Below are 13,646 nucleotides of genomic sequence, written 5' to 3' on the forward strand. Positions count from 1 at the left end.
AGTGGGCCCCGTCGACACCGCGCTGTGCTGAGGCCGGGCACCGACCGGTGGGTAAGGTGGGGGCCATGACCGTGCCTCTCGGATGCCCGCGCCGGACCACCGCGCGGCGAGCTACCTCGGGGTCGGCCCGCGCCTGACGCGCCGGTCGCCCCCTTCCGCTCCTGCCCCGAGAACCCCACTGCACCACTGATTGGACGCGAACACCCATGGAAACTGCCGAGATCCGGCGACGTTGGCTCACCTTCTTCGAGGGCAAGGGACACGCGGTCGTCCCCTCCGCCCCGCTGATCCACGAGGACCCCAACCTCCTCTTCGTCAACGCCGGCATGGTCCCCTTCAAGCCCTACTTCCTCGGCCAGGAGACGCCCGCCTGGACCCGCGCCACGAGCGTGCAGAAGTGCGTGCGCACCGGTGACATCGACGAGGTCGGCAAGACCTCGCGGCACGGCACCTTCTTCCAGATGAACGGCAACTTCTCCTTCGGCGACTACTTCAAGCGTGACGCCATCGCCTTCGCGTGGGAGCTGCTCACCACCCCCCAGCCAGAGGGCGGCTACGGGCTGGACCCCGAGCGCCTGTGGGCGACGGTCTACACCGACGACGACGAGGCCGAGCAGCTGTGGCTCGAGTTGACCTCGATCCCCAAGGAGCGGATCGTGCGTCGCGCCGAGGCCGACAACTACTGGTCGATGGGCGTGCCCGGCCCCGGTGGCCCGTGCAGCGAGATCTTCTACGACCGCGGCGAGGAGTACGGCCGCGAGGGCGGGCCGGAGGTCGACGAGGACCGCTACATGGAGATCTGGAACCTCGTCTTCATGCAGTACGAGCTCTCGGCCGTCCGCTCCAAGGCGGACTTCGACGTCGCCGGCCCGCTGCCGGCGCAGAACGTCGACACCGGCATGGGCCTGGAGCGGATCGCGAGCATCCTCCAGGGCGTCGACAACATGTACGAGATCGACGAGGTCTACCCGGTGCTGGAGAAGGCCGCCGAGATGACCGGCCGCACCTACGGCACCCAGTCCGGTCAGACCGCTGGCGACTCGCACCCCGACGACGTCCACCTGCGCGTCGTCGCCGACCACGTGCGCTCCTCGCTCATGCTCATCGGTGACGGCGTCACCCCGGGCAACGAGGGTCGCGGCTACGTCCTGCGCCGCATGCTGCGCCGTGCGGTGCGCGCGATGCGCCTGCTCGGATACGAGGACCCGGCCCTGCCGCACCTGCTTCCCGTGTCGATGGAGCGGATGAGCGCGTCCTACCCCGAGCTGCGCACCGGCTTCGACCGGATCGCGCAGATCGCGTACGCCGAGGAGCAGGCCTTCCGCCGTACCCTCGCGCAGGGCACGACGATCCTCGACACCGCGGTGGGCCGGACCAAGGAGAGTGGCGGCGACACCCTCGCCGGGGAGCAGGCTTTCGCCCTGCACGACACCTACGGTTTCCCCATCGACCTCACGTTCGAGATGGCGGCCGAGCAGGGCCTCAAGGTCGACCGCGACGGCTTCGTCCGCCTCATGGACGAGCAGCGCCAGCGTGCCAAGGCCGACGCCAAGGCGAAGAAGGGCGGACACGCCAACACCGAGGTGTGGAAGGACCTGCGTGCGCTCGGCGCGACCGACTGGCGCGCCTACGAGGAGCTGACGACCAGCGGATCGGTCGTCGGTCTCGTCCGGGACGGCTCCCGGGTCGAGGAGCTCGAGCCGGGCCAGACCGGTCAGGTCGTGCTCGACCGCACGAGCTTCTACGCCGAGTCCGGCGGCCAGATCGCTGACTCCGGCATCATCGTCGTCGACGGGGCGCGGCTGCTCGTGCGCGACGTCCAGCGCCCGGTCAAGGGCCTGGTCGTCCACACGGTCGAGGTCGCCGACGGCTCCGTGCGCGTGGGCCAGGAGTCCTCCGCGCAGGTCGACCCGCAGTGGCGCATCGACGCCTGCCAGGCGCACTCGGGCACCCACGTCGTCCACGCGGCGCTGCGCCAGGTGCTCGGCCCGTCGGCCCTGCAGTCCGGCTCCTACAACAAGCCCGGCTACCTGCGCCTGGACTTCGCGTGGAACCAGTCGCTGTCCGCCGACGCCCGTGCCGAGATCGAGCACGTCGCCAACCTCGCGGTCCGCGACGACCTGCCCGTCTCCGCGGACTGGATGACGCTGCCCGAGGCGCGCGAGCGCGGTGCGCTGGCGCTCTTCGGCGAGACCTACGACGAGCAGGTGCGCGTCATCGAGATCGGCGGCGAGTGGTCGCGCGAGCTCTGCGGTGGCACCCACGTGCGCCACTCGAGCCAGATCGGCGCGCTCACCCTCACCGGTGAGTCCTCCGTCGGCTCCGGCGTGCGCCGCCTCGAGGCCTTCGTCGGCATGAACGCCCTGCAGCACCTGGCGACCGAGCGCGCGCTCGTCGCCGAGCTGTCGAGCATCGTCAAGGCTCCGGCCGCCGACCTGCCCGAGCGCGTCGGTGAGCTCGTCGCCCGCCTGCGTGAGGTCGAGAAGGAGCTGGACAAGGTGCGCCGCGAGCAGGTCGCGGCCTCCGCGGGCTCCCTCACCGACGCCGCGAGCGACGTCGCCGGCGTGACCTACGTCGGCGTGCACGTCGCCGGTGGCGCGCCCGACGACCTGCGGCAGATGGTCACCGACACCCGGGCCCAGCTCGGCGAGGAGCGGCCGACCGTCGTCGCACTCACCGGCGACGGCCCCGGCAAGCCGGTCATCGTCATCGCGACCAACGAGGCCGCCCGGGCGAAGGGGGGTCAAGGCCGGCGCTCTCGTGCGGGTCGCGGCCCAGGTCCTCGGCGGCGGTGGCGGTGGCAAGGACGACCTCGCGCAGGGAGGCGGCCAGGACGCCACGAAGGTCGAGGACGCACTCGCAGCCGTCGAGCGGGAGATCGGTGGCTGACCCCGGCATGCGCCGCGGGGCCCGGGTCGGCGTCGACGTCGGCGACGCCCGGGTCGGCGTCGCCTCGAGCGACCCTGAGGGGTTGCTCGCGACGCCCGTCGAGACGGTGCCACGTGATCTCGAGCACGATGCCGACATCGACCGGGTCGTCGAGATCGTGACCGACCTCGCCGCGATCGAGGTGGTCGTCGGGCTGCCTCGCTCCCTCGACGGGAGCGAGGGGCCGGCGGCCGCCAAGGCCCGGGAATGGGCCACCCGCCTGCGTTCGGCGCTCCAGGACGCGCCGATCGACAACACGCCGGTCCGCCTCGTGGACGAGCGGCTCACGACGGTGGATGCTCATCGGGGCCTGCGGGACAGCGGTGTGGCCGGTCGGCGCCATCGGGGCGTGGTTGACCAAGCGGCAGCAGTCCTGATCCTGCAGACTGCGCTGGACACGGAGCGCGCAACCGGTGGACCCCCCGGGGAACGGGTCGGTCGGCCGCGCCGACGCACACCGCGGAAGGGCACGACAGCATGAGTGAGCTGGACGAGGACATCTTCGACCAGGGCCGGTCTCACCGGGGCCACACCCGACGACAGCGCCGGGCACGGGACACCCGTACCGACCGACGGCGAGGTGCGGGGTGCGTGGCGATGGTGCTCGCCGCCGCGGTCGTCGTGGCCGCGATGTTCTTCGCCTTCGGGTCGCTACGATCGCTGATCCCCGGCGCGGGGGAGAGCACCGACTACGAGGGCACGGGGCACGGCAGCGTCGAGGTCGAGATCACCTCCGGCATGGCGGGGTCCCAGATCGGCGAGACGCTCGTCGAGGCCGGCGTCGTCAAGTCGACGAGCAGCTTCACCTCCGTCGCCCAGTCGCAGCCCGACAAGGCCTCGGCGATCCAGCCGGGCACGTACTCCATGCGCAAGGAGATGTCCGCGTCGAGTGCCTTCGACCGGCTCCTCGACCCCAAGGCGCGGGTCGCCCGGGGGATCACCCTGAGCGAGGGGCTGTGGCGCTCGGAGATCTACACGAAGCTCTCCGAGGGCACCGGTGTCCCCGTCGCGGACTACGAGAAGGCCGAGAAGTCGAGCGACCTCAAGCTGCCCGACGAGGCCGAGGGTGACCTCGAGGGCTGGCTCTTCCCCTCGACCTACGAGTTCGAGAAGGGCACGAGCGCCGTCCAGCAACTCAACCAGATGATCACGATGACGACCGACCAGCTTACCGAGGCCGGCGTCGCCCGCAAGGACTGGGAGCGCACCCTGACCGTCGCCTCCATCGTCGAGGGCGAGTCCGGTGCTGCTGACCGCGGCAAGGTCGCCCGGGTCATCGAAAACCGCCTCGAGGACGTGGACGGCCCGACCGTCGGCATGCTCAACATGGACAGCACCGTCCACTACGTCTTCCAAGAGCGCGGCAAGGCCGGGACGACCGACGAGATGCGCGCGAGTGACAGCCCGTACAACACGTACAAGCACACCGGGCTGCCGCCGGGGCCGATCAACAACCCGGGCGCGGAGGCCATCAAGGCAGCCGGTGACCCGGACGAGGGCGACTGGCTCTTCTTCGTCACCGTCAACCCCGACACGGGCGAGACGAAGTTCGCCGAGACCCAGCGCGAGCACGACAACAACGTCAAGGAGTTCCAGCAGTGGTGCTCGGACAACCAGGACCGGTGCTGACGCCGCTGCACGCGGGTGTCCTCGGCAGCCCGATCGACCACTCGCTGTCCCCGACCCTCCACCGGGCCGGGTACGAGGCGACCGGGCTCGCCGACTGGCGGTACACGGCCCACGAGGTCGACGAAGGGGGGCTGGCCCCCTTCGTCACCGCCCTCGACGTCATGTGGCGCGGGCTCAGCCTGACGATGCCGCTCAAGGTTGCCGCCTTCGACGTGGCCGAGTCGGTGACCGACACGGCCCGCCGGGCCGGTGCCATCAACACGTTGGTGCGCACCGACTCGGGGTGGGCTGGCGACAACACCGACGTGCACGGCGTCACGGCGGCGCTGGCCGAGGCCGGGGTGGCCGACCTCGAGTCCGCGACCGTCATCGGGTCGGGGGCGACCGCGCGGTCGGCCGTGCTCGGACTCGTGGCGCTGGGGGCCCGTCAGGTGACCGTCGCGGCGCGGACCCCGGAGCGGGCCGCCGCACTCGCCGACGTCGCCGACATCGAGCTGCGGGTCGTGCCGCTGCAGGAGTGGGCGAGCACGGGGGACCGGGCGGTCGTCTCGACCGTGCCGGCGGGTGCGGCCAATGCTGGCGCCGGCGAGCACGCCGGGCGTGACCTCACCGGGACGGTCCTGCTCGACGTCGTCTACGCCGACTGGCCGACCCCCCTCGGCCGCGCCGCGGCCACGCACGGGGCGCACGTGGTCTCGGGCCTGGAGATGCTCGTCCACCAGGCGGCGCGCCAGTTCGAGCTCTTCACCGGTGAGCCGGCACCGGTGGCGCAGATGCAGGCCGCGGGTCGGGCGGCGCTGGGGGAGAGCGGTCACACCCCGGACGCGTGACGGCCTGGCTCGGGCAGGATGGGAAGATGCCAGACATGTTGCGTTGGTTGACTGCTGGTGAGTCGCACGGCCAGGCCCTCGTGGCGACCCTCGAAGGGCTGCCCGCCGGGGTCGAGGTGACGACCTCGGACGTCGCGGGTGCGCTTGCCCGTCGCCGTCTCGGCTACGGGCGCGGTGCCCGGATGAAGTTCGAGCAGGACCAGGTGACCTTCCTCGGCGGAGTGCGCCACGGCAGCACCCTCGGCTCCCCGCTCGCCGTGATGATCGGCAACACCGAGTGGCCCAAGTGGGAGACGGTCATGAGCGCCGACCCCGTCGATGCCGCCGCCTTCGCCGCCTCCGACGACGTCAACGCGGAGAAGGAGATCGCCCGCAACCGGCCGCTGACCCGCCCCCGCCCCGGCCACGCCGACCTCGTCGGCATGCAGAAGTACGGCTTCGACGAGGCCCGTCCGGTGCTCGAGCGCGCCTCGGCCCGTGAGACCGCCGCCCGCGTGGCCCTCGGCGAGGTGGCTGAGCGATTCCTCGAGCAGGCCTACGGGATCCGGCTCGTCGCGCACACCGTCGCGATCGGCGAAGGGGAGGCCCCCGCCGACGGTCCGCTGCCGACGCCCGACGACACCGCCACCCTCGACGCCAACCCCGTACGGGCGATGACCCGCGAGGGCACCGATGCGATGGTCGCCGAGATCGAGGCGGCCAAGAAGGATGGCGACACGCTCGGCGGTGTCGTCGAGGTCCTCGCCTACGGCCTGCCGCCGGGCCTGGGCAGCCACGTCCACTGGGACCGCCGCCTCGATGCGCGCCTGGCCGGTGTCCTCATGGGCATCCAGGCGATCAAGGGCGTCGAGGTCGGCGACGGCTTCACGACGGCCCGCCGTCGCGGCTCCGCCGCGCACGACGAGATGGAGCGTGACGGCGACGGCGTGATCCACCGCCGCACCGGTCGGGCCGGCGGTACCGAAGGGGGGATGAGCACCGGCGACGTACTCCGCGTCCGCGCGGCGATGAAGCCGATCAGCACCGTCCCGCGTGCCCTGGAGACCGTCGACGTCACCGGCAGCGACCCGGCGACCGCGATCCACCAGCGCTCCGACGTGTGCGCCGTGCCGGCTGCGGGCGTCGTCGCCCAGGCGATGGTCGCGCTCGTGCTCGCCGAGGCCTGCGTCGAGAAGTTCGGCGGCGACTCGGTCGCCGAGACCGCGCGCAACCACCGGGCCTACCTCGACTCGATCCCGGAGCTCATGCGGACGTGGCAGGGGTGAGCGGGGTTCCCTTCGTCGTCGTCATCGGACCGCCCGGGGTCGGCAAGTCGACCGTGGCTGCCGAGGTCGCCGCCCGGCTGGGGCGACGGCTCGTCGACACCGACGCGCTCGTCGAGGAGCGTGAGGGGCGGACCATCTCCGACCTCTTCGTCGAGGAGGGGGAGGACTACTTCCGCGCCGCAGAGCGCCGCGCGGTGCTCGACGCCCTGCGCGAGGACGGTGTCGTGCTCGCGCTCGGCGGCGGAGCGCCGATGATCCCCGACGTGACCGCTGCGCTCGAGGGGCACCGCGTGCTCTTCCTCGACGTCGGCATAGCCGATGCCGCCAAGCGCATCGGCTTCGACAAGAGCCGACCGCTGCTGTCGGTCAACCCCCGCCAGAGCTGGATCACGACGATGGAGGCGCGCCGCCCGACCTACGAGTCGCTGGCCGACCACCGCGTCGACACCGCCGGACGCGACGTCGAGGCCGTCGTCGCCGAGGCACTGACCCTGCTCGAGGAGAGCGCATGAGTGACGTGACGACGATCAGCGTCGGTGAGGACTACGACGTCCTCGTCGGCCACGGGGTCTCCAGCCGGGTGGCCGAGCAGCTCCCAGAGGGTGTCGCCCGCGTGCTCGTGGTGCACGGCGCACCGCTGGCTGCGCTGGCCGAGCCGGTGATCAGCTCCCTGCGGGCGTCGGGACTCGAGGTCCACGTCGCCGCCGTGCCGGACGCCGAGGCGGCCAAGACCGTCGAGGTCGCAGCCGGACTGTGGTCGACCATGGGCGTCGCGGGCTTCACGCGCAGCGACGCCGTCGTCGCCGTCGGCGGCGGCAGCGTCACCGACCTCGGTGGGTGGGCGGCCGCGGCCTGGCTGCGTGGCGTGGCGGTCGTCCACGTGCCGACGACGGTCCTGGGCATGGTCGACGCCGCCGTCGGTGGCAAGACCGGCATCAACACCGCCGAGGGCAAGAACCTCGTCGGGGCCTTCCACACGCCCCACGCGGTGCTCTGCGACCTCGACCACCTGGCCACGCTGCCCCCGGCGGACCTGTCCGCGGGGCTGGCCGAGGTCGTCAAGGGTGGCTTCATCGCCGACCCGCGGATCCTCGAGATCGTCGAGGCCGACGAGTCCGGGGTGCAGGAGCCGGGCTCGGCCGCACTGCGTGAGGCTATCGAGCGCAAGATCGCCGTCAAGGCGCAGGTCGTCGCCGCGGACCTCAAGGAGTCGCACCTGCGCGAGATCCTCAACTACGGGCACACGCTCGGCCACGCCATCGAGCACCACGAGGGCTACCGGATGCGGCACGGCGAGGCCGTGGCGATCGGCATGGTCTTCGCCGCCGAGGTGGCCCACCGCACCGGACGCATCGACGCCGCGCTGCTCGAGCGCCACCGCTACGTGCTCGGGCTGCTCGGGCTGCCGACGACGTACTCCGGCGCGAGCTTCGACGAGCTGCTCGTCGCCCTGCGCCGCGACAAGAAGACCCGCGGCAGCACCCTGCGCTTCGTCGTGCTCGGCGGGCTCGCCGAGCCGACCCGGCTCGAGGGGCCCGACGAGGGCCTGCTGCGGGAGGCGTACGCAGCCCTGGCCTGACCCCCTTCGGCTGACATTTCCCTAGGGAGATGCCGAGGGGAGTACGCATTTCCCTAGGGAAATGCGGTCGGGAGTGCGCATTTCCCTAGGGAGATGCGAAGGGGGAGATCAGGGGCGGGTGTCGAGCTCGGCGTCGTGGACGGTGATCGCGACCTGGACACGGTTGTCCGCCCCGAGCTTGTCGAGGATCCGACCGACGTGCGCCTTGACGGTCGCGACGCTCAGGTAGAGCTCGCGCGAGATATCGGCATTGGACATCCCCGCCCCCACGGCCTGCGCGACCTCGAGCTCCCGATCGGTGAGCGCAGCGAGTCGGTCGCGAGCGGCCTGACGGGCGGAGTCGTCGCCGGCCCGACGGGCGTCACGCACGGAGGCCAGCACCCCGGCGGTGACGCTCGGCGAGAGGATCGACTGGCCGGCGGCCACGAGACGCACCGCCTCGACGATGCGGTCCGGAGGCGTGTCCTTGAGGAGGAAGCCGTCGGCCCCGTGCTGCAGGGCACGCATGACGTCGTCGTCAGCGTCGAAGGTCGTGAGGACCACGACCTTGCTCGGCGACCCGCTGCGGACCAGCGCGTCGGTCGCGGCCAGACCGTCCAGGCGGGGCATCCGGATGTCCATGAGGACGACGTCGGGGGAGTGCTCCGCGATGACCGACAGGGCCTGTCGACCGTCCTCGGCCTGCCCGACGACCGTGATCTCCGGGGCCGCCCCGAGGATCATCGACAACGCCGTGCGGACCATCGCGTCGTCGTCGACGAGGACGACGGAGATCGGGGCGCTCATGCCGGCCACGGTAGCGACACGGCGAGGCGGTGGGTCCCGTCGCCCTGCCAGCCGTGCGTCAGACGTCCCCCGGCGAGCTCGACACGCTCGGTGAGGCCGAGCAGGCCGAGGCCGGAGGTCGGCGCGGACGAGCGGTGCCCCACGGCCCGCGGGTTGTCGACGGTGACGGCGAGCTGCTCGCCGGGCCGCCCGGAGAGCTTCACCGTCACCGCGGCCCCCGGCGCGTGCTTGCGGGCATTGGTCAGACCCTCCTGCACGACGCGGTAGACGGTCCGCCCCAGGGTCTCGGGCACGGCGGCCAGGTCGAGGCCGCCGTCGTCGAGGACGACCCGCGCACCGGCGGACCGGGCGTCGTCGAGCAGCTCCGGCAGGTCGAGCAGGGTGTGCTGCGGACGAAGGGAGCCGCCCGTCTCCTCGTCGCGCAGGACCCCGAGCACCTCGCGCAGGTCGGTGAGTGCGGCCCGGGCATTGGTGTCGATGGCAGTGACGGCCTCGCGCCGCTGCGCCTCGGGCAGGTCCTCGCGGTAGGTGAGCAGGCCCGAGTGCATGGTGATGAGCGAGATGCGGTGCGCGAGCACGTCGTGCATCTCGCGGGCGATCCGGGCGCGCTCCGCGGTCTGCGCCTGGGCGACCCGTGCGCTCTGCTCCGACTCGGCGGCGCGGGCGCGGTCCACCCAGGAGCGCACCAGGGCCCGACGGGAGCCGATCGAGTAGCCGACGGCGACGACCACGGCGATGACGAGCGCGTTGACCAGGGCCTCGCCCCACAGCGGCAGCGCCTCGGGGTCCGGGTAGACGACCCGGGTGCTGACGACCCCGGCGAGCACGGTCAGGGCGACGAGCGGGCCGATCTCGCGCCAGCGCTGGCGGGTCGCCAGGGAGACCATCGCGATCGTCTGGGCGCCGGCCGCGACCGTGGAGCCCGCCGACATGATCGTCGTCAGGGCCGTGGTGAGCACCGGCCACCGACGTCGGAGCGGCAGCAGGGCGGTCGCGACAAGACCGATGGCCGGGTCGACGAGGACCAACCACGCGGTGCGCAGCCCCTCGGGCAGGTCCTCGTCCGCGTCAGGGAACATCACGGCCACCGTGAAGATCCAGAAGGTGACGCCGAGCAGCAGCGCCGCCCCCATCCGCCACGTGGTGTCCCACCACGTGAGCCGGTCGGGGAGGCGTTCGTCGCGGGGTCGTCCACCAGTCACCGGGCCACGGTAGGCGCACGGGTGACCCGGCGGCATCCGTCCTCGGGCTGACGTCGTCGCCGCCACCCCCGACCAAAGGAGGAGGCACGGTCGAGACCCGCGGCCGATGCCCCCTTCGCGCCCCCCGCAGCATCGTGGGAGTCATGATCACCGTGACCCACCTGACCAAGCGCTACGGCGACTTCACCGCCGTCGACGACATCTCCTTCACGGCCCGCCCGGGCAGCGTCACCGGCTTCCTCGGCCCCAACGGTGCGGGCAAGTCGACGGCGATGCGGATGATGACCGGTCTGACGCCTCCGACCTCCGGCGAGGCCCACGTCCTCGGCCGTCGATACGTCGACCTGCCCAACCCGGGTCGACACGTCGGCGTCATGCTCGACGCCTCCGCCCAGCACCCCGGTCGGACGGGGCGCGAGGTGCTGACCCTGGCCGCCCGGACGATCGGGGTGGGCCCATCGGCCGTCGACGGGGGCCTCGCGGCCGTCGGCCTCACCGACAAGGAGGCCAGCCGGCGGGTGCGCGACTACTCGCTCGGCATGCGGCAGCGGCTCGGACTGGCGGCTGCGCTCATCGGAGACCCCGAGGTGCTCGTCCTCGACGAGCCGGCCAACGGCCTCGACCCGCAAGGCATCCACTGGATGCGGGGCCTGCTGCGCGGCTTCGCCGACCGCGGCGGTACGGTCCTGCTCTCCTCCCACCTGCTCTCCGAGGTGCAGATCGTCGCCGACGAGCTCGTCATCATCGGCAACGGCCGCATCGTCGCCGAGGGCACGGTCGAGCAGCTGCTGCAGCAGCAGGGCACCCGCGTGCGGTCGGTCGACGACGAGGCCCTGCTGGCCGCCCTGAGCCGGGCGGGCATCGACGTCACCATCACCCCGGCCGGCCTGCTCGCCCAGGCGAGCAGCGAGGCCGTCGGCCGCATCGCGCTCGAGGCCCGGATCGTCCTCACCGACCTCGCCTCCGGCTCCGCCGGCGGCCTCGAGGAGCTCTTCCTCACCCTGACCGCATCCGAGTCCCGAGAGGGGATTGCCGCATGAGCACCGCCACCGCACCCACCGAGTCCACGCAGGCCCCGACCCCAGCGCCCGTCGACGTCACCGGTGACCGGGTGCCCTTCACCCGGCTCGTCGGCATCGAGCTGCGCAAGATGGTCGACACCCGGGCAGGGATGTGGATGCTCGTCGTCATGGCGACCATCGGCTTCCTCATCGCCGGCGGTCTGGTCATCTGGGGCCAGGGCGGCGAGGATCACGCCTTCTCGACCTTCCTCGGCTTCATCTTCATGCCCATGGTCATGCTCCTGCCGATCATGGGCATCATGTCGGCGACCCAGGAGTGGAGCCAGCGGACGGGCCTGGCGACCTTCACCCTCGTGCCCCGGCGCGGCCGGGTCGTGGGCGCCAAGGTCACCGCCGCCGTCGCCCTCTGCCTCGTGCTGCTCCTCGCCGGCGCGCTCGCTGCATCTCTGGCCACGCTCGTCGCCGGCGGGGAGTTCACCCTCACCGGCCTCTCCCTGGCGGGCCTCGTGCTCGCGGCCGTGATCTACACCCTGCAGGGCGTCGCCTTCGGCGCGGCCCTGCTCAGCACGCCGATGGCGATCGTCGCCAGCCTGGCGCTGCCGACGGTCTGGACGATCCTCACGGCGATGATCCAGCGGATGCAGGACGTCGCCGCTTGGCTCGACCTCCAGCTCGTCACTGCCCCCCTGACCGATGGGACCATGACCGGGGAGAACTGGGGCCAGCTCGCCACCGCGACCGCCGTCTGGGTCGGTCTCCCGATGGCGATCGGGACCTACCGGATCCTCACGCGTGAGGTGAAGTGACGGGGAGGTCCTCGTCGTCCTCCGTGGGCGCGGTCTGCGACATGATCTCGATGATCGCGGCCGCGTCCTCGTCGGAGAGCGCGCCCCACCCGGGCTCGTACTCGTAGATCTCGCCGAGGGGAGTGGCCTTGCGGTTGCCGAGCAGGAGCTCGACGTCGTCGACGGTCAGCAGGCCGGGGTGCCAGACCCCGCAGGCCTCCGAGACCTTGAGCAGGTCACGGCGCAGGGTGCGGATGTAGTTGTCGACCCGGGAGGCCTTGAGCGTCGGGTCCAGGCCGCGCGAGAGCCAGGGGTTCTGCGTCGCCACGCCCGTGGGGCAGTGGTCGGTGTGGCACTTCTGCGCCTGGATGCAGCCCACCGCGAGCATCGCCTCCCGGGCGACGTGCACCATGTCGCACCCCAGGGCGAAGGCGACGAGCGCGTTTTCGGGCAGGCCGAGCTTGCCCGAGCCGACCCACGTCACGCGGTCGGTCAGCCCGGCCCGGGCGAAGACCGCGTAGACGCGGGTGAAGGCCAGTCGGAAGGGCATCGCGACGGCATCGCTGAAGACGAGGGGAGCCGCGCCGGTCCCCCCCTTCGCCGCCGTCGATGACGATGAAGTCCACCCCGCGCTCGCCGTCGGCCATGGCGGCGGCGAGGTCCTCCCAGAAGTCCATGTCGCCGACGGCCGACTTGATGCCGACCGGCAGCCCGGTGGCATCGGCCACCATCTCGACGAAGTCGAGCATGGAGTCGACGTCGTGGAACTCGGTGTGACGTGACGGGCTGGCGCAGTCCACGCCCTGGGGGATGCCGCGGGTCGCGGCGATCTCGTCGGAGATCTTCGCCGCCGGGAGCATGCCACCGAGCCCCGGCTTGGCGCCCTGGCTCAGCTTGATCTCGATCGCGCGCACGGGTGCCGACGCCACGACCTCCTTGAGGATCTCGAGGTCGAAGTTGCCGTCCTCGTCACGGCAGCCGAAGTACGCGGTGCCGATCTGGAAGATCAGGTCGCCACCCTGCCGGTGGTGGGGGGAGAGCGAGCCCTCGCCCGTGCAGTGCATCGCGCCGGCCAGGCGGGCGCCCTCGTTGAGCGCGTGGATCGCGTTGGCGGACAACGAGCCGAAGCTCATCCCCGAGATGTTGACGACCGACTGCGGGCGGAAGGCGTGCCGACGGCCGCGGGGCCCGCCGAGCACCTTGGCACTCGGCAGCGGGGTCTCCTCGCCGTGGTGGGTGCTCGTCGGTGCGGCGACGTCGGAAAAGGTGCGGTGCTTGAGGATCGGGTAGCCCTCGACCCGCTCGACGTCGTTGTCGGTGCCGAAGCCGACGTAGTTGTTCTCCATCTTCGACGACGCGTACACCCAGGCCCGCTGGTCGCGGCTGAAGGGCCGCTCCTCGTCGTTGCTCGTGACGATGTACTGGCGCAGCTCCGGCCCGATCCGCTCGAGCAGGTAGCGGGCATTGGCCACGACGGGGAAGTTGCGCTTGAGGGAGTGCTGCTTCTGCAGGAGGTCCCGGGCGGCGAGACCAGCGGTCCCGGCAGCGACGGCGGCGAGCAGGGCGGTGGACTTCATGTCCGCCATCCTGCCTCCTCCGGCACCGGTCTGCGAGGATGCG

At 72.0% G+C, this 13,646-nt stretch carries 11 protein-coding genes and 2 pseudogenes; 9 read left to right on the forward strand and 4 right to left on the reverse strand.

The features are described 5' to 3' along the window. Positions 1-206: 206 nt before the first annotated feature. The 7 genes and pseudogenes from alaS (at position 207) to aroB (ending at position 8,231) form a co-directional block, all read left to right on the forward strand. Positions 207-2,889 (forward strand): annotated as a pseudogene (alaS, locus tag B277_RS11095) (alanine--tRNA ligase). Positions 2,890-2,896: 7 nt separating this feature from the next. Then, positions 2,897-3,409, forward strand: a complete 513-nt coding sequence (ruvX, locus tag B277_RS11100) for a Holliday junction resolvase RuvX (protein ID WP_007928253.1) — start codon at positions 2,897-2,899, stop codon at positions 3,407-3,409. Further along, positions 3,406-4,557, forward strand: a complete 1,152-nt coding sequence (mltG, locus tag B277_RS11105; RefSeq protein ID WP_007928254.1) for an endolytic transglycosylase MltG — start codon at positions 3,406-3,408, stop codon at positions 4,555-4,557. The genes ruvX and mltG overlap by 4 nt, the downstream gene beginning before the upstream one ends. Next, positions 4,551-5,387, forward strand: coding sequence for a shikimate dehydrogenase (locus tag B277_RS11110; protein ID WP_007928256.1), 837 nt, complete (start codon positions 4,551-4,553; stop codon positions 5,385-5,387). The genes mltG and B277_RS11110 overlap by 7 nt, the downstream gene beginning before the upstream one ends. Before the next feature lie 35 nt (positions 5,388-5,422). Continuing rightward, positions 5,423-6,652 carry a chorismate synthase gene (gene aroC, locus B277_RS11115; RefSeq protein ID WP_007928258.1) on the forward strand — a complete coding sequence of 410 codons (1,230 nt, stop codon included), beginning with the start codon at positions 5,423-5,425 and terminating at the stop codon, positions 6,650-6,652. Continuing rightward, positions 6,649-7,164 carry a shikimate kinase gene (locus B277_RS11120; protein WP_007928260.1) on the forward strand — a complete coding sequence of 172 codons (516 nt, stop codon included), beginning with the start codon at positions 6,649-6,651 and terminating at the stop codon, positions 7,162-7,164. Before aroC ends, B277_RS11120 begins: the two co-directional genes overlap by 4 nt. Beyond that, positions 7,161-8,231: a 3-dehydroquinate synthase gene (aroB, locus tag B277_RS11125; RefSeq protein WP_007928262.1), complete on the forward strand. Its 1,071-nt coding sequence runs from the start codon at positions 7,161-7,163 to the stop codon at positions 8,229-8,231. The genes B277_RS11120 and aroB overlap by 4 nt, the downstream gene beginning before the upstream one ends. Before the next feature lie 108 nt (positions 8,232-8,339). Here aroB and B277_RS11130 read toward each other — a convergent pair whose 3' ends face one another. Both B277_RS11130 and B277_RS11135 read right to left on the reverse strand, forming a co-directional pair. Beyond that, positions 8,340-9,017 (reverse strand): response regulator, encoded by a 678-nt coding sequence (locus B277_RS11130; protein ID WP_040881374.1) that lies wholly within the window; start codon positions 9,015-9,017, stop codon positions 8,340-8,342. Continuing rightward, positions 9,014-10,219, reverse strand: coding sequence for a sensor histidine kinase (locus B277_RS11135; RefSeq protein ID WP_169330612.1), 1,206 nt, complete (start codon positions 10,217-10,219; stop codon positions 9,014-9,016). The genes B277_RS11130 and B277_RS11135 overlap by 4 nt, the downstream gene beginning before the upstream one ends. Before the next feature lie 143 nt (positions 10,220-10,362). Between B277_RS11135 and B277_RS11140 the strand changes: the two genes are divergently transcribed. Further along, positions 10,363-11,259 (forward strand): ABC transporter ATP-binding protein, encoded by an 897-nt coding sequence (locus B277_RS11140; protein ID WP_007928267.1) that lies wholly within the window; start codon positions 10,363-10,365, stop codon positions 11,257-11,259. Then, positions 11,256-12,047, forward strand: a complete 792-nt coding sequence (locus B277_RS11145; protein WP_007928275.1) for an ABC transporter permease — start codon at positions 11,256-11,258, stop codon at positions 12,045-12,047. Before B277_RS11140 ends, B277_RS11145 begins: the two co-directional genes overlap by 4 nt. Here B277_RS11145 and B277_RS19120 read toward each other — a convergent pair. Both B277_RS19120 and B277_RS19970 read right to left on the reverse strand, forming a co-directional pair. Then, a complete protein-coding gene (locus B277_RS19120; protein ID WP_338009765.1) occupies positions 12,028-12,747 on the reverse strand; it encodes a glutamate synthase-related protein in 720 nt (239 codons plus the stop codon). The two genes, B277_RS11145 and B277_RS19120, sit on opposite strands and share 20 nt — an antisense overlap. Then, a pseudogene (locus tag B277_RS19970) lies at positions 12,677-13,612 on the reverse strand (glutamate synthase-related protein); the annotation flags it as partial. The pseudogene B277_RS19970 and the gene B277_RS19120, both read right to left, overlap by 71 nt. Between the last annotated feature and the right edge of the window lie 34 nt (positions 13,613-13,646).

The sequence above is a fragment of the Janibacter hoylei PVAS-1 genome (assembly GCF_000297495.1).
Lineage (GTDB): Bacteria > Actinomycetota > Actinomycetes > Actinomycetales > Dermatophilaceae > Janibacter > Janibacter hoylei.